Source organism: Actinomadura sp. 7K534 (assembly GCF_004348575.1).
In the GTDB taxonomy this organism is placed as follows: domain Bacteria; phylum Actinomycetota; class Actinomycetes; order Streptosporangiales; family Streptosporangiaceae; genus Spirillospora; species Spirillospora livida.
This window is the reverse complement of record NZ_SMKB01000169.1, coordinates 1-15,998: the sequence shown is the minus strand read 5'-3', so window position 1 is coordinate 15,998 and position 15,998 is coordinate 1. Positions and strand designations below refer to the sequence as shown.

At 73.9% G+C, this 15,998-nt stretch carries 10 protein-coding genes and 1 pseudogene; 2 read left to right on the top strand and 9 right to left on the bottom strand.

The window, feature by feature from the left end:
• On the bottom strand, positions 1–999 hold a 999-nt coding region (locus E1266_RS26585; protein WP_132051521.1), incomplete at its 3' end, for a DUF3068 domain-containing protein.
• A 179-nt stretch (positions 1,000–1,178) separates the two neighbouring features.
• Between E1266_RS26585 and E1266_RS26580 the strand changes: the two genes are divergently transcribed.
• Positions 1,179–1,970 (top strand): class I SAM-dependent methyltransferase, encoded by a 792-nt coding sequence (locus E1266_RS26580; RefSeq protein ID WP_132051519.1) that lies wholly within the window; start codon positions 1,179–1,181, stop codon positions 1,968–1,970.
• Positions 1,967–3,205, top strand: coding sequence for an acyltransferase (locus tag E1266_RS39585; RefSeq protein ID WP_243718908.1), 1,239 nt, complete (start codon positions 1,967–1,969; stop codon positions 3,203–3,205). The genes E1266_RS26580 and E1266_RS39585 overlap by 4 nt, the downstream gene beginning before the upstream one ends.
• A gap of 2,128 nt (positions 3,206–5,333) precedes the next feature.
• Here the strand turns inward: E1266_RS39585 and E1266_RS39580 are convergent.
• The 8 genes and pseudogenes from E1266_RS39580 to E1266_RS26540 form a co-directional block, all read right to left on the bottom strand.
• Positions 5,334–7,451, bottom strand: a pseudogene (locus E1266_RS39580) (alpha-(1->3)-arabinofuranosyltransferase family protein); the annotation flags it as partial.
• Positions 7,452–7,488: 37 nt separating this feature from the next.
• Entirely contained in the window at positions 7,489–8,721 is a 1,233-nt protein-coding gene (locus E1266_RS26565) for a glycosyltransferase family 4 protein (protein WP_132051513.1), read from the bottom strand.
• Positions 8,718–9,581 carry a glycosyltransferase gene (locus E1266_RS26560; RefSeq protein WP_132051511.1) on the bottom strand — a complete coding sequence of 288 codons (864 nt, stop codon included), beginning with the start codon at positions 9,579–9,581 and terminating at the stop codon, positions 8,718–8,720. The genes E1266_RS26565 and E1266_RS26560 overlap by 4 nt, the downstream gene beginning before the upstream one ends.
• Before the next feature lie 33 nt (positions 9,582–9,614).
• Complete coding sequence (locus E1266_RS39920; RefSeq protein ID WP_268248556.1) at positions 9,615–9,746, bottom strand: hypothetical protein; 132 nt, start codon at positions 9,744–9,746, stop codon at positions 9,615–9,617.
• Positions 9,746–11,479, bottom strand: coding sequence for a hypothetical protein (locus E1266_RS26555; protein ID WP_132051509.1), 1,734 nt, complete (start codon positions 11,477–11,479; stop codon positions 9,746–9,748). The genes E1266_RS39920 and E1266_RS26555 overlap by 1 nt, the downstream gene beginning before the upstream one ends.
• A 107-nt stretch (positions 11,480–11,586) precedes the next feature.
• Positions 11,587–13,728, bottom strand: coding sequence for an acyl-CoA dehydrogenase (locus E1266_RS26550; RefSeq protein WP_132051507.1), 2,142 nt, complete (start codon positions 13,726–13,728; stop codon positions 11,587–11,589).
• Positions 13,729–13,781: 53 nt separating this feature from the next.
• Positions 13,782–15,023 carry a hypothetical protein gene (locus tag E1266_RS26545; protein WP_132051505.1) on the bottom strand — a complete coding sequence of 414 codons (1,242 nt, stop codon included), beginning with the start codon at positions 15,021–15,023 and terminating at the stop codon, positions 13,782–13,784.
• Between the two features lie 75 nt (positions 15,024–15,098).
• Positions 15,099–15,911 (bottom strand): EI24 domain-containing protein, encoded by an 813-nt coding sequence (locus tag E1266_RS26540; protein ID WP_132051503.1) that lies wholly within the window; start codon positions 15,909–15,911, stop codon positions 15,099–15,101.
• Between the last annotated feature and the right edge of the window lie 87 nt (positions 15,912–15,998).

Below are 15,998 nucleotides of genomic sequence, written 5' to 3'. Positions count from 1 at the left end.
GGGGGTGCCGGGGTCGCCGAACTTGCCGTCGGAGCGGCGCGGGGCCACCGGCGCCGGCAGGACCCGGCCGCCGGCCAGGCCGAGGAACCCGCCGACGAACAGCAGGGTCAGGCCGATGAGGATCGCGCCGCCGGGGATGAAGCTGCGCACCATGTTGATCTTCAGTGCGGTGCTGTTCGCCACGTCGACCGCGGCCTTCTGGTCCTTGTCGACGGTGATCAGGTCAGCCTGCGCGGCGATCATCTTGCCCTTGCCGTCCTCGGTCTGGACGGTGCTGCGGATGTTCCTGCGGTGCTTGACCGGCACTCCGGTGCGGGGGTCCACCCAGACCGTGTTGTACGCCTCGGTGTAGCGGGCCACCTTCTGGTCGCCGGCGTCGTCGGGCAGGCCGAGCATCTTGGCCGGCAGCTTGGTGTCCATCTCGGCGGTCTTGGTCAGCGGGATCGTCTGGGTGAAGCGGTAGGTCGTGAGCCCGTGGACCTTCTCGACGGCGTTGAACTCCATCGGCGCGATCTGCTTGGTCGTCGTGTCGAAGACCGGGTAGTCCTTCTTCTCGACGTTCCCGAGGGGCAGCAGCAGCCCGTAGCTCCCCGCCATCCGGACGCCGCTGTCGCCGTCGACGTTCGTGCCGCAGCAGTCGGTCAGGACGCTCGTCCGCCGGTCGAAGGCGAGCCGGTACGCCTGGATCTGGATGGGGTTGTCGGGGTTGTCCGCGTCGTAGATGTTGGTCGTCGAGTCCCAGACGGCGATGTCGTCGTCGCCCTCGTTGGCGCGGACGTCGCCGCGGACGGTGCTCTTCGCCTGGAGGGTGACGCCCGTCTTGGTCTTGAGGTCGGCCTGGTCGAAGTACGTGGCGTTCTCCGACTCCAGGAGCGTCACCTGGTAGCGGTTCAACGGCGCGACAATGACCTGCTCGGCCACATAGAAACGGACCAGGGGCGCGAGCGTCAGGAAGAACGCGCCAAGGCCGATCAGGAGCAGTCCGATCGGTCGCCGCATAAATACCTCCGGGGGGTATGCCGTGAATCGCGGGCCGGGGAGGCCTTTTGTCGGCAGGTGCGCGTTACCCTACAGGACGCCGTACTGGCCGGTAAGCTCCCTTCCGCAGCTCAGCCCCGATCCGCGAAGCCCACATCGGCCTTCGGACCGGACGGGGCCCCGAACACAGCGAGGTGGCGATGACCTCGGCGCCCCCCACGCCGGACCGGCTGTCACCCGTTCCCGGGGACCGCGCCCCCCTTCCGCACCGGGCCACGCTGGCGCGGTCGGTGCGGCTGCTGAGCGCGTTCCGGCGCGAGAACACCGATCCCGGTTACTTCTACGAGCTGATGGCACGTGACACCGTGGCGCAGCTCGGCGCGTACACCGACCTGGCCGGCGCGACGGTCATCGACGTCGGGACGGGTTCGGGCTTCTTCGCGCACGCGCTGACCGCGGCCGGAGCGCGATGCGCGGGCATCGACCACGACCTTGCCGCGCTGACCGCGCACGACGGAACAGCGCGGAACACGTTCGTCGGGTCCGCCCTCGCGCTCCCGTTCCGCACCGGCTCCGCCGACGTGTGCTTCTCGTCGAACGTGCTGGAGCACGTCCCCGATCCGTGGCGGATGGCGGACGAGATGCTCCGCGTGGTCCGCCCCGGCGGGACGGTGTTCCTCTCGTTCACCAACTGGCTGTCCCCGTGGGGCGGGCACGAGACCTCGCCGTGGCACTACCTCGGCGGCGACCGGGCCGCCCGCAGGTACGAGCGCCGGAACGGCCGCCCGCCGAAGAACAGGTACGGGCACAGCCTGCATCCGGTGTCGGTGTCGGCGGCCATGCGGTGGGCGCGCGGGCGCGAGGACGCGGACGTCGTCGACATCCGGCCCCGCTACCACCCGCGCTGGGGCGGATGGATCGTCCACGTCCCGGGGCTGCGGGAGTTCGCCACCTGGAACCTCGTGCTCGTCCTCAGGAAGAAGGGCACGTGAGACCCGCCGCGCAGACCGCCCGGCCGGCGCCGCCGCCCATCTCCGGGCACCAGCCCACGCTCGAAGGCGTGCGCGCTGTCGCGGCGCTCAGCATCCTCGTGTACCACGTCGCCTCCACGGCCGGCACCCTCACCAAAGAGGACACCATGGGGTGGCTGTTCAACGGCGGCCAGGTCGGCGTCCCCGTCTTCTTCGCCCTGTCCGGGCTCCTGCTCTACCGTCCGTGGGCGGCGGCGGTCCTCGACGGGCGGGCCGCCCCGCGCATCGGTCTCTACCTGCGCAAGCGCGTGTTCCGCATCATGCCCGCCTACTGGGCCGTGATCATCTGCTTCATGGTCACGGCGGGGCGGGACCACATCGGCGACCCCGTCACGTGGGTCTCCCTCCTCACCGTCGCGCAGACCTACTTTCCCGACATGTGGTGGGAGAGCGGGCTCGGCCCGGCGCATCTGGGGCAGCTGTGGAGCCTGGTGGTCGAGGTCGCCTGGTACGTCTCGCTGCCGTTCACGGCGGCGGTCCTCGGCTGGTACGCGCGGCGGAAGCGCACCAACGACGTCGGCGTCCGGGCGAAGCGCCTCCTGGTCGGCATCGGCGTGTACGCCGCGCTGTCCTTCCCCTACACGGCCCTGATGTTCTTCCCGGAGCGGAACCCGGAGCTGGGCCTGTGGCTGCCGAGGTTCTTCGTCTGGTTCGCGATCGGGATGGCGCTCGCGGTGGTGACGGTGTGGGCCCGGCTGGACGAGCGGCGCCCCGTGGCGGTGGTGTGCCGGGCCGTGTCGGACTCGTGGGCGGCGTGCTGGGTGGCCGCCGCGATGCTCTACGTGGTGGCGGCCACGCCCGCGACCGGCCCGCTCACCCTGCTGATACCGAACGGGTTCTGGACGTCCACCCTGCACCTGGTCGTGGGCGGGCTGTGCGCGGCGGCGCTGCTCGCCCCGGTGGCGCTGGCGCCCGCGGGGCACCCGGCGCTCGGCGCCGCCCTCGCCAACCCGGTGATGGGGTTCCTCGGCCGGATCTCCTACGGCGTCTTCCTGTGGCAGCTGCTGATCATCGTCGGTTGGTACGAGGCGACGGACCGGGTGTTCCGGGGGGACGTGGCAACGGATTTGCCCCTGTTGACCGCGGCGACCATCGCAGCGGCGACCGCGAGCTACTACCTGCTGGAGCGTCCGGTCCAGCGGCTGACCCGCCGGGACCGTCCCCGCCGGGCCCCTGCCCGGGAGCCGTCCAGCTGAGCGCGATCGGCCCGCGCGAGTCGCCGCCCGGCGGCCGCGGCCGCCACAGTTCCGCGGCGATGCGCCCGGCGATGACGAGGCCGAGCAGCTGGGGCGCGACGTCCCCCAGGGGGCCGGACGGCGCGGCGGGGTTCTCGATCAGGTCGAACCAGGCGCCGGCGGCGAGGCATCCCGTCCCGGCGAGCATCGCGATCGCGATCGTCCACGGCGACGCCACGGCCCGCACGACGGCGGACCGGCGGGTGCGCGCCCAGCCGCAGACGGCGGCGACGCCGACCGCGACGGCCAGGCCGGGCAGCCCGGCGACCCAGCCGCCGATCGCGGCCGCGAGCCCGATCGCCGCCCAGGCGGGCCATCCGGTACCGGCCACCGGCGTCCGCCCCGGCCGCGGCAGCGGACCGCGGCGGTCGCCGGACCCGCGCCGGGCGGGCCAGACCGCGACGATCAGCAGCAGGATGAGCAGGTTGAGGCCGGCGACGACCGCGACCCGCTGCGCCCGGTCGGGACCGTAGGTCAGCTCGACGGCGCCGGCGGTGCCCGCGGGGACCAGCCAGCCCTGCTTCCATCCGTCGAGCCGGACGGGCCGCAGTTCGCGGCCGCCGACGGTCGCGGTCCACCCGTCGTTGAAGTTCTCGTTCACGGTGAGGAACGAGGCCGCCGCGGCTTCCACCTCCAGCCGGCGGGTGCCCGCTCCCCAGCTGAGGATCTTGACCGGCTGCGGCGGCCGGGCCCCGGTCTCCTCCGCGGGCTTGGCGCCGACCGTCGCCGTGTCGATCCGGTAGGAGTCGAGGGGCATGCCCGACAGCCGGTTCGCGCCCTCCTTGAGATTTGCCTGCTTGCACGCGCTGAACTTCAAAGGGCGGCCCGCGAGCAGGTCGCCGAGCGTGCCGGTGGCCTCCGTCTGGATGGCGGCCTGCGCCCCGGCCCCGCCGGCGAGGAGTTTCGGCCCGTACCCGCACCGCAGCTTGAGCGGGTAGGCGCGCACGTCGGGCATCGGATCCACGCCCGCGATGACCAGGTCGGTGAGCTGGACGGGCTGGATCTGGCCGCCCCGGAAGAAGGTGATCTTCAGCCGGTCGGTGGTCATCGGGGCGAACGACAGCCGGCCCGCGGCGTCCGCCAGCCCCTCCCGGACTTCGCCGCGGCCCCCCTCGACCTGCACCCGGATCGGGCCGGACACGCTGGGCGGACGCTGGAGGGTGATCGCGGAGACCCGCGTGCGGCGCTGCCACCGGACGCTGAAGACGGGGGTGCTCTCGTCCTCCGACGCGATCCAGGTCGTCGCCGGGTCGCCGTCGAAGCCCGACCGCGCCTGGGCGGCCGGGTGGCCGGAGATCGCCGAACTGGCGGTGACGGCAGGCTGGCCGTCGACGCTCGTGTACCGGCCGATCAGCGCCAGGTCGGTGAGGACGGCCGTGCCGGTGATGGGGGCCTTGCCGGACGTCGCGGACGTGAACGTCCGGTCGAAGGCGGCTCCCTCCTCGTCATCGGCACCGAGGTCCTCCGAGCACACCCAGCGCTGCTCGCCCTCCATGCACTCGTCCCTGGCCCCGGGCCGCCGGTTCATCACGTACGTGGCCGGGCCGTCGACCCCGGACGGCGCGGGCATCGTGAACGTGCGGGTCGGCTGGACCCCGCCGATCGCCACCTCGGACACGGCCGCGCGCGCGAAGTCCGGCACGGCCGCCTTCGACGTGAGGCCCGTGATGCGCAGCCGCAGCCAGCGGGTGGGGCCGTCCGGCACGCGGAGCGGCTGGGCCAGCGCCGTCCGCTGGACGTCCTGCTCCACCGCCCCGCCCTCGGTCTCGACCCGGACCCGCCCGACCGGCGGGCCCAGCGCGGGGTTCTGGACGAACGCCGCCGTCAGGCTGCCCACGTCCCGCGGCGCGTCGAAGTCGACGCGCAGCCACTGCCCGACCGGGCCGTCCCACCCGCCGGTCTCCCAGGCGGTGAACTGGTTCCCGTCGAACGCGGCGTAGGGGTACGCGGCCGGCTTCTGCGACTGCGCGAACGTGTCCTCGTCCGCCGCCGAGGAGGAAGCCGTGATGTCGCGGACGCCGCCGCCGTAGCCCACATGGGTGGCGTACCGCTTCCAGCCCTCGTCGAGGACGTCGGTGGCCTGCCGCCGGTGCCGCGCGGACAGCGTCGGGGACGTCTGGTGCAGCTCGCCGAAGTTGCGGCGGATCAGCCGCGGCGAGTCGGTCACCACGGGAGAGCCCTGGAGATCGGGGGCGTCGCCGTTCAGCAGGACGGGTCCCGCGGGGAGCGCGCCGTCGTCCGCCATGGCGAGCAGCGACTCCGGTCCCCCGTACACGCGGACGGGATCGGACGCGGCGGCGAGGTTCGCGACGGCCTCGGCGCCCTCGACCTCGAAGACCTCCAGCGCGGGCCGCGGCTGGTCGAGGGCCGACACCGCGTCGCCGTTGTCCCAGCCCACCGGCTGACCGAACGCGGCGACCCGGCGCAGGCCGGGCGACCCCTCCAGGGCCTGGTTGACGCGGGACGGCCACGCGCCGCGCAGCGTCTCGCGGCGCAGGTCGTTGCGGACCAGCACGTACCGGATGCCCATCCGGCCGAGGAACTCGCTCAGCCCCGGCGACCCCTGCCCCGACCGGACCTGCAGGTCGATCGCGTCCAGCGCGCGGGTGTAGCCGGGGGAACCGGCGGGGACGAGCTGCCGGACGCCCCACCGCGCCGTCAGCAGCGGCTGGACGATGTCGTCCATCGGCCGGCCCCACAGGTACTCGCCGAACGGCGCGCCCGGCACGGCCAGCACGCCCTGCTGCCCCGCCCGCGCGTTGATCCAGGACGCCGCGTCCCGCCAGTACCGGGGGACGTCCTGGAACTCCCCCGGCCCGCTCAGCCCGCGCGAGACGGCGGTGAGCCCGATGCCGCCGATCGCGACGGCGGCGAGGACGGGCAGGCTGACCAGGGTCTTCCACGCTCCGCCGCCCAGCGGCGACCCGGTGCCGAGGCTGCGGACCCGGCCCTCCCGGCTCCGGCCGGTCGCCACGACGAGCAGATGCGCCAGGCCGAGCGCGAGCGGCAGCCGTACCACCGCGTCGAACTTGTGCAGGTTGCGCAGCGGCCCGAGCGGACCGTCCAGCAGGTCGCGCAGCTGCCCGGCCAGCGGGCCGGGGACGTCGCTGAGGTGCCCGGCGGACAGGATCGCCAGCCCGGCCAGCAGCGTGACCAGCAGGAACGTCCGCTCCGGCAGCAGCCGGCCGAGCAGGCCCGCCAGGCCGAGCGCCGCGACCACGCCGGTGCAGATGATCGGCACCGGGCTGACCGAGAGCGCGAACCCGACCGGCCACCCCACCTGCCCGTCGATGATCAGGTAGTTGACCCAGCGCTCCGCGCCGCGCAGCACGTTGATCAGGCCGGTGGGCCCGGTCGTCGTCTCGGCCCGCTCGGTGTAGGTGAGCCACGAGAACCCGTACGTGCCGGTGAGCAGCAGCGGGACCAGCCACCAGGCCGTCGCCGCGGCCGTGGCCGCCGACCACCACGCGAGCAGCCGCGGCCGGAACGACCCGCGCGGCCGCGTCGCGATGTACAGGAACGGGACGACCAGGACGGCGACGGTCGCGGTCGCGTTGATGCCGCCGCAGCAGGCGATCGCCAGCCCCGACCGGGCGGCGGCCCGCAGCCGCCCGCTCTCCCCGGACGCCGCGCCGACCAGCGGCAGCACGATCCACGGCAGCATCGCGACCGGCATGTACTCCGAGGAGATCTGCCCGAGCGTCGCCAGCCCGCTCGGGGCGAGCGCGTAGGCCATCGCGGCGAACATGCGCGGCACGGACGACGCGGCGCCGGAACCGCCGAGGCCGAGCCGCCCGGCCAGCCGGTAGGTCCCGACGAACGCGAGGCACAGCAGCAGCGACGTCCAGAGCCGCTGCGTGATCCACGCGGGCATCCCGGCGACGTCGCCGAGCGCGAAGAACGGGCCCATCGGGAACAGGTAGCCGACGGCCTGGTTCTGCAGCTGGCCGAACTGCTCCGGGTCCCACAGGTGCAGGGCGCGCCCCAGGAACCCGAGCGGGTTCACCGCCATGTCGATCTTGGTGTCGGCGAGGATCTCGCCGGGCCGGGTGCTGAACGCGATCGCGACGAGCGTCAGGCAGCAGGCCAGGACGCGCAGCCGCTCCCGCAGCCGCTCGCCGATGTCCGCGCCGTCCGGCGGCCCGCCGCCGGGGACGGGCTGTCGGGGCGTGCCGGCGCGGGGCGGATTCGCCTCTCCCACGGCCATGCTCGCGCTCTGCCCCTTTCTGCCCGCCCCGGGGATGTCAGCCCGGGTGCCCGTCACCGTACCGCCGGCCCGGAAGTGCGAAGTCGTCCGCCGGCGCGGGTTCGGCGGTGAGGAGGCCGCGCATCCGGCCCGCCGTCCGCGCCCAGTCGAACTGCCCGGCCCACGCCCGGCAGGCGGCGGCGATCTCCGCGCGGCGCGCGGGGTCGGCGAGTTCCTTGAGCGCCCGTTCGACGACGTCGGCCTGGTCGTCGCCGGAGTGGACGAGCCATCCGGTGACCGTGTCGCGGACGGCGTCGCGCAGGCCGTCCACGTCGTGGGCGACGGTCGGGACGCCGAGCGCGGCGGCCTCGATCACGCTGAGGCCCCAGCCCTCGCCCTGGGACGTGCTGAGGTGCAGGTCGGCGCGGGCGACGAGGGCGGCCTTGACCTCCTCGGCGACGTAGCCGTGCGCGATGACGACGCCGTCCAGGCCGCGCTCGGCGATCCCGGCGGCCAGCGCGGGCGCCTCCGGACCGTCCCCGACGATGTGCAGCCGCAGCCCCGGGCGGGTCTCCGCGAGCCGCCCCGCGAGGTCGAGGAGGAGGTCGAGGCGCTTGTGCGGGACGAGCCGGGTGACGCAGACCAGGTCCGGGTCTCCGGCGGGCTCGGCGAGCACCCCGCCGGGCCCGGCGACCGCCGTCCCGTTGGGGACGACATAGGCCGGTCCCGTCCAGCCCAGCCGTTCCCGGACCGCGCGCAGCGTGGACGGTGAGACGACGGCGAACGCGTGCCGACGGTACGTCCAGCGGCTCACCGGGCCCTCCAGCACGCGTCCTAGCCAGGCCAGCCATCGCGGGAAGTACAGGTCGAACTGGGCGTCGTGCACATGGTGGATGACGCAGACCACCCGCACGCGGCGAGGGACGACCCACGGGGTGAAGAAGGGGATGCCGTTCTGGCAGTCGATGACCGCGTCGAACGAGCGGGCCCGCCTGCGTGACGGCCGGCCCAGGCGGCGAGCCAGCAGCCACAGGAGAACGAGGGGGTAGACGGTGAAGCGCCCGCCGAGCCGCACGAACTCAACGTCCTCGACGCGTTCACGGCGTTTCTGCCCGGGCGCTCTGCACGTGACGTAGTGGACGCGGGAGCCGTCGGCGGCGAACCTCCGCGCGAGTTCCCACGCGTAGACCTCGGCGCCGCCCGCGGCGGGATGCCACGGATCCCGCCAGTTGACGACCGCCAGCCGGAGTCTCGCGGGAGTCGTGCCAGTGTCCGGGGAGGTCTCGTTCATCCCGACTGTGCGGTGGGCGTCGACGGCAGGCCGTTGTCCAGGACGATCGGGTCCGCCTTCGAGTCGGCGAAGATCGCCCGGGCGGGCACGACCGGATTGACCGGCGCCGCGGGCACGGAGGGCAGCCGGAACCCGGCGCGCAGCCGGATCCGCGTCAGGTCGAGCAGGCACTGCAGCGAGTGCCGCCGGACCGAGAACGTCGAGCCCGGGCGGTCGCGCCACACCACCGGGATCGCCGTCACGGACGCGCCCCGCCGGACGCAGTGCGCGAGGAGCTCGACGTCGAACGAGAAGCCGTCCGTACGCAGATCCGCCGCCGCCGCGCGCGCCAGCGGCCCGTCGAAGAACTTGAACCCGCACTGCGTGTCGGCGATGCCGCCCACGAGATCGCGGACGGCGCGGTTGAACGCGATGGCACCGAGCCGCCGCAGCGGCACGGCGTATCCTTGGACGACCGACCGACCGTGGCGCCTTGACCCGACCACGACCGGGCGGCCCTCCCGCAGCAGGACGATGGCTTCGTCCAGCGCGGCGAGGTCTGTCGCCATATCGGCGTCCATGAATCCTACATAAGGAGCGCGCGTCTCCAGCAGTCCCGCGCGGACCGCCGCTCCCTTGCCCCGGCGCTCGCAGCGCACCAGCCGCACGGGCACCGGCCCCCGCCAGGACCGGACGATCTCGCCGGTGCCGTCGGTGCTGGCGTTGTCCACGACGACGACCTCCGCGCGCACCTGGAGGCCGGCGAGCTTGCCGCAGAGCACGCCGAGCCCCTCCGGAAGCCGGTCGGCCTCGTTGTAGGCGGGAACGACGATCTCCAGGAGGGGGGAGCGGTCTCGCCGGGTCCCAAGGGGCCTACCCATCAGGGCCTACGCGTCAGCATCGGGGCCTGCGCGTCAGCGGGAGCCGTAGTTGTACAGCGGCTTGATCACGGGGTCCTTCTGGGAGTTGTCCACGAGCTGGACCGTGCCGAACGACGCTCCGGCGGCGAGCAGGACGCCGACCACTGCGGCGATGGCGATGCGCATCAGGGGGTCCTTCTTCGAGGGGGAATGCTGCGGGGTTTAGTACTGCCGAGTAACGGAAGGCTCAGAGTAGTACCTGTCGCCAGGAATGACCAGAAAACGACCAGACTCGCGATGGCCCATCCCGCCACGACCGGCGCGACCGGCACGCCGTCCCCGGGACTCGCGGCGGTTCCGTCGATCCGGTAGACGGCCAGGTCGGGCCCGCGCAGCACCTCGACGGCGGGTCCGGACGGACGCTGCGACCCGATCTCGGCGTCGACCACGACGTACCGGATCCCCTCGGCGCGCAGGGTCTCCACGGGAGGGGCGCCGGTGCGGGCCGCCGGTGCCAGGCGGACGGCCCGCGGGTCCTCCGGCGCGACGGTGGTGGTCCCGCCGGCGGTCCCGACGCTGACGGCGTCGTCCACGATGACGCGGCGGTGCAGGTAGCGGGGCAGCGGGTCGAGGACGCGGCGCCCGTCATTCCAGGGGTAGCTCCGGTACGCCGCCCACGGCAGCACGAGCACGTCCCCCTCGGCCGGGTCCGCGTGGATGATCTGCCGCGCCCGCGCCCAGTCGTCCGGATAGCGGACGGCCCGCAGCTCGCCCGCCGCGCCCCACGCCAGCGTCGGCAGCAGGATCACCGGAACCGCCACCGCGGCGACGGCCACGCCCGGCAGCCGCGCCTCGGCGGCCCGGTCGGCGGCCGTCCCGAGGCCCACCGCGACCGCCACGGCCAGCGGCGCCGCGTACTGCTGGCCGTCCCGGAAGACCGCGAACCCGGGCCAGAGACCGATCACGCCCTCAAGGGCCGGTGCCGCGACCGCCCCCAGCGCCGCCACCGCGAACCCGGCGGCGGCCGCCGCGGTCAGACCGCGCCGCCACCGGGGCTCCCGGCACCACTTCCAGTAGGCCGCCAGCGCCGCGACCACCACGGCCAGCCAGATCGTCGCGGTCACCGGCGCTCCGTAGCCGTCCGGCACCGTCTCGCCGTTCCACACGCCGCCGAGCAGGAGCAGGCTCCCGAGCGTCCCGAACGGCGTGTCGGCCCGCGCGGCGAACAGGCCGACGGCCGACCCGTCCCCCGGCACCCCCGCCGGGCGGAGCACCCCCGGGACCAGCCACGGAAGGCTCAGCACCGCCGCGGCGCCCACGACCCGCGCCGCACCGACCGCCCTTCCCCGGACCCCGTCGCGCCCAGGAGACACCAGGGCCACGGCCAGTGCCGTCAGGGCCGAGACGGCCAGCGCCGCGAACCCGCCGACGGCGGCCGGGAGCAGGGCCCGCACGAGCCGCCGCCCGCCGCCGGGGTCGTGCAGCCCGGCGGCGGCCGCGACCACCCACGGCAGCGCGGCGTAGCCGAGGAGCAGCGCCCACTGGCCGAGCAGGAGCCGCTCGGCGACGAACGGGTTCCACGCGTAGCAGACCCCGGCGGCCAGGCGCGGCAGGAGCCGGGTCGTCGGGACGAGCGACGCCGCCGCCGTGCACGCCATCACGAAGATCGCCAGCAGGACGAGCTTCTGCGCCGCGTCCGCCGGGAGGACGGTGGCGAGCGCGGTCGCGAACGCGTCGCTCGGGACGTGCCGCGGCACGATCCCGGTCAGCCCGAACGTCAGGGCGGTGAACGCGGGGTCGGGCACGAACACCATGTCGTACGACAGCACGAACCCGGGCGCGAGCCCCGGCCCCAGCGCCGCGAGCCCGAGCCCCAGCCCGGTCAGCGCGGCCACCAGATGCCGTGCCCGCTCGTTCAAGCAGTCCGCTCCCTCATGCCCGCCAGGACGCTACCCCACCCGCGTGTGTAGAGCGTCCCGACCTCACCCCACGTGCCCCCGTGGGGGGACGCCCCCTGCACCCCCGGTCACCCCACTGGTTCCGGATCCCGCGGCAGGCCGAGAATCCGCTCGCCGATCACGTTGAGGTTCACCTCGGTGGTCCCGCCGCCGATGCTCATCGCGCGGGACGCGAGCAGGTAGCGGGTCCATCGGGCGCGCAGCTCGTCCTTCCAGCCGCCGGTCAGGGCGCCCTCCTCGCCGAGGAGCGTGAACCCGAACTCGGTGACCTGCTGGCCGTGCTCCATCGCCACCAGCTTCCGGACGTTCGCCGTCGCGCCCGGGTCGGTGCCCGACAGCTGCTTCAGCGTGGCCCGCAGCCCGAGGAGGTTGAACGAGTGCTCGTCGCAGGCGAGCCGGCCGAGGCCGTCGCGGACCACCGGGTCGTCGGCCAGCCCGAGCCCGGCGGCGAGTTCGAGCAGCTTGGGCAGGTCCCCGCCGAGCTGGAAGCTGCTGGTCAGGCCGACGCGCTCGTTCGCCAGGGTGGTGCGGGCGACGCGCCAGCCGGCGTTGACGGGCCCGACGACGAGGTCGTCGGGGACGAACACGCCGTCCAGGAACACCTCGTTGAAGACGGCGTCGCCCGTGCACTCGCGCAGCGGCCGGATCTCGATGCCCGGCGACGCCATGTCCACCAGGAAGTACGTGATCCCGTCGTGCTTGGGCCGGTCGGGGTCGGTGCGGGCGATGCAGATGCCCCACTGCGAGTCGCGGGCCAGCGACGTCCAGATCTTCTGCCCGCTGATGCTCCAGCCGCCCTCGACGCGCTCGGCGCGGGTGCGCAGCCCGGCCAGGTCGGAGCCCGCGCCCGGCTCGGAGAACAGCTGGCACCAGATGATCTCGCCGCGCAGCGTCGGCGGCAGGAACCGCTCCTGCTGCTCCCGCGTCCCGTACTGGACCAGCGACGGGACGACCCAGCCCGCGATCATCAGCGGCACTGGGCGCACCTTGGCGGCCTTCAGCTCCTGCTGGATGACGATCTGCTCCAGCGGCGAGGCGTTCCGCCCCCACGGCTTCGGCAGGTGCGGGGTCACCCAGCCGCCCTCCGCCATGGCCGCGCGCTGCGCGAACGGGTCCATCGCGGCCAGCTCGGCGACGCGGGCGCGGATCTCCTCGCGCACCGGCTCCGCGTCCGCCGGCAGGTCGACGCTCATCGGACGGCGCACGCCCGCGACGGCCAGCGCCGCCACGTCCGCGCGGTGCCCGCTCGCCCGGCCGAGGAGCGCGCGCAGGGTCAGCGCCCGCCGGTAGAGCAGGTGGGCGTCGTGCTCGTAGGTGTAGCCGATGCCGCCGTGCACCTGGATGTTGCCTTCCGCGCAGGTGACGGCCGCGTCCGCGGCCAGCGCCGCGGCGACGCCGACGGCGTAGGCACGCTGCTCCTCGGACTCGTCCAGCGCGCGCGCCGCGTCCCACACGGCCGCCCTCGCCCGCTCCAGCGCGATCAGCATGCGGGCGCACTTGTGCTTGATGCCCTGGAACTGCCCGATGGGCCGGCCGAACTGCTCGCGGATCTTGGCGTAGGCCACCGCGTCGTCAAGGGCACGTCCGGCCACGCCGCACGCTTCGGCCCCCAGCAGGACGACGGCGAGCGCCTGCACGTCGGCGCCGTCCAGGAAACGCTCGTCGGGGACGGTCACCCCGTCGGCCGTGACGGATCCGACAGGGCGGGTGACGTCCAGGGACTCCAGCGAACCGACGACGACCTCGTCCCGCTCAAGGACGACCCAACGGTCCCCGGCCGGAAGCAGGAACAGGTCGGCGAGCGGCGCGCCCAGCACGGGCTGCACCGTCCCGGAAACGCTGGAGCCGTCCACGTCGAGGCTTCCGGACAGGCCCACCGCGGCCTTGCGGGACCCGTCCGCCAGACCCGGCAGCAGCTTCGCGTCCCCGCAGGCGTGCAGCGCCGCGGACGCGAGCACGGTCGGCGCGTACGGCCCCGGGGCGAGGACGCGACCCAGCTCCTCCAGGGCGACGGCCTGCTCAAGGAGCCCGAAGCCCTGCCCGCCCGCGTCCTCCGGCAGATGCAGGCCCGGCAGCCCCTGCGCGGCGAGCGCCGGCCAGAAACCGGCGGCGTCCCCCGCGCGGACGGCCTCCGCCGTGATGTTCCGCTCGGCGAACCCGCGCACGGACGCGGCCAGTGCCTCGTGCTCCTCCGTCAACCCGATCGCCATGGTCCCACCTCTCCTAGAAGTGGGCACAGCCTATTAGAACGGCATTCGGTCTGTCAGGGCGCGAGCTTCAGGCGGGTGAAGAAGGTGTTGACGTCCGGCCACATCTGCTTGTGCGTGTTCGGCATCGACGCGAACACCACGGCGGGCGTCTTGCGGCCGGTGTCGATCACGGCGGTGGCGACGACCTCACCGGTCGCCCGCACCCCGTCGCGCTGGTAGGTCAGGTAGGAGGCGATCAGCCAGCCCTGCCGCCCGCCCACGTTCAGGGCCTGCGACGCCAGCGGCTTCGTCTCGTGCGGGAACGCGTAGTACTGCGCCTCGTACCCCTGCGCGACCACCGCGGTGGCGTTCTTCACACTCTCCGGCCCCTGGTAGGCGGCCGCCATGCTCGGGTGCAGCGTGCCGGTGAGCAGCTGGCCGTACCAGATCTGCCCGCCCCGGTTCTCCGTCACCAGGATCTGCTGCCCGGACCAGCCGGCCGTGCCCAGCCCGTTCTGCTTGGTGGGCACCTTCCACGGGGCGGCCATCTGCGGGTACGACAGCCCCGAATGGGCGTCGGCGACCTGCCCGCTCACCCGGCTCGGCCGGCCGCTGAACGCCGCGAGCCGCTTGTCGGGCGGCAGCTCCGCCTGCGGCGCCTCGGACTGCTCCGCCGTCCGTCCCGCGTTACCGCCCGAGTCCGCCGGCTCGTCGCCGCCGCTCTTCAGGAAGTACACGGCCCCGGCCGCGACCAGCGCGAGGACCAGCAGCCCGACCCCGCCGAACAGCACCAGCCGGGAGCGGCCGCCGCCACCGTCCAGGACGTCGCGCGGCGGACGGGGAGAGCCGCCGAGCTTGGCGTCGGCGGACGCCTCGTCCGCCATCCACTCCGGCATCTGCCAGTTGCCGCTGCTCGGCTTGCCCGGCTTGGCGGGCTGCCCGGCCCCGGTGGGGACCGCGGGAGCGTACCGCTCGTCGCCCCGCTCGTCACCGGCGCCCTCGTCGAACAGGTCGCCCTCCCACTGCGGCGACTCGGCCTCCGGCGCGGGCGCCACCCGGACGTCCTCGGCCTCCGGCTCACCGGACGACCGGTCCGGCTCCTCGATCTTGCCCCAGACGTCGTGCGACCGCCCGCCCTCACCGGAACCGGCTGCGGGCTCGAACGCCGGCATGAACCCGCCGGGCACCTTGGGCTCGGGGAAGGCCGCCTGCGGACCGGTGTCGTCGCCGGCCTGCGGGTCCTCGCGGGATTCGTCCCGCGGCTCGCTCTCGCTCATATCGGTCCAGCGCACGCCGCGCTCCCCCTGATCGGACATGCGGCACACGTTACGCGAAGATCAGCGCTTGAATCCCGACCTGTAATCACGCTCTGGACACATCTTCCTATCGCCTCAGTGATACGCAGCAGGTCCGCCGTCACCCGGCGTGACCAGCCTCTCTTCGCCCTCCGGGCCGCCCGCCAGCCGCTCCCTGGCCATCAGCGTGGCACCCGCCACCGCACCCGGCATCGCGAGCACCGCGCCCAGCGGAATGAGAAACACCACAACGGTCGCGGCACCGAACCCGACCACCAGCGCACGGTTGGCCCTCATCCGCACGAACCGCTCCTTGCGCAGAATTCCGCGCCGCTCCAGCGCCACCGACGACAGCTCGCCCGCCAGGAAGTACCCCGACACCAGCCCCGCGACCACGGGCACGACCGTCTGCCCGATCACGGGCAGGAACCCGCACGCGAAGAACACCACGGCGAACCCCAGCGCGACGGCCCCGAGGATGAGCGTGTCCTTGACCGCCCGCCCGATCGAGACCATCAGCGGCACCCCGGGGTCCGGCGGCGCACCGCCCTGCGACTCCTCGACCCGCACCGCGATCGCCTCGTAGAACGGGTCCCCGACCAGCAGCGTCACCGCGGTGAACGTGATCAGCGCGACGAACAGCGCCGACCCGAAGATCGCGATCCCGGCGACCACCCGAGCCGACGTCCGCGCCGCGTCCGACCAGCCGTCCGCGAACCCGGTCACCCACCCGGCCAGCCCGTCGACCTGGAACGCCAGGAAGACCAGCGCCGCGCCGTACACGGCCAGCACGATCAGCGCGGGGACCAGCCCGAACACCCACTGCGCCGGACGCCGCGCCACCCACCCGAGCCCGCGCAGCAGATACCCGACACCGCCGAACAGGTCCTTGACCCCGGACCTCTCCACACCGACCTCCGGCGACGGCCCCGGCGCCCCATACGCTCCACTCACGCCGCCAAACCCTATAGCCTGTCTCTTATACACAGCTGACGC

Excerpts from the sequence above, each read along its gene's own strand:
- E1266_RS39920 (WP_268248556.1), bottom strand. The coding sequence starts at position 9,746 with ATGCGCATCGCCATCGCCGCAGTGGTCGGCGTCCTGCTCGCCGCCGGA.
- E1266_RS26560 (WP_132051511.1), bottom strand. The coding sequence starts at position 9,581 with ATGGGTAGGCCCCTTGGGACCCGGCGAGACCGCTCCCCCCTCCTGGAG.
- E1266_RS26545 (WP_132051505.1), bottom strand. The coding sequence starts at position 15,023 with ATGTCCGATCAGGGGGAGCGCGGCGTGCGCTGGACCGATATGAGCGAG.
- E1266_RS26550 (WP_132051507.1), bottom strand. The coding sequence starts at position 13,728 with ATGGCGATCGGGTTGACGGAGGAGCACGAGGCACTGGCCGCGTCCGTG.
- E1266_RS26580 (WP_132051519.1), top strand. The coding sequence starts at position 1,179 with ATGACCTCGGCGCCCCCCACGCCGGACCGGCTGTCACCCGTTCCCGGG.
- E1266_RS26565 (WP_132051513.1), bottom strand. The coding sequence starts at position 8,721 with ATGAACGAGACCTCCCCGGACACTGGCACGACTCCCGCGAGACTCCGG.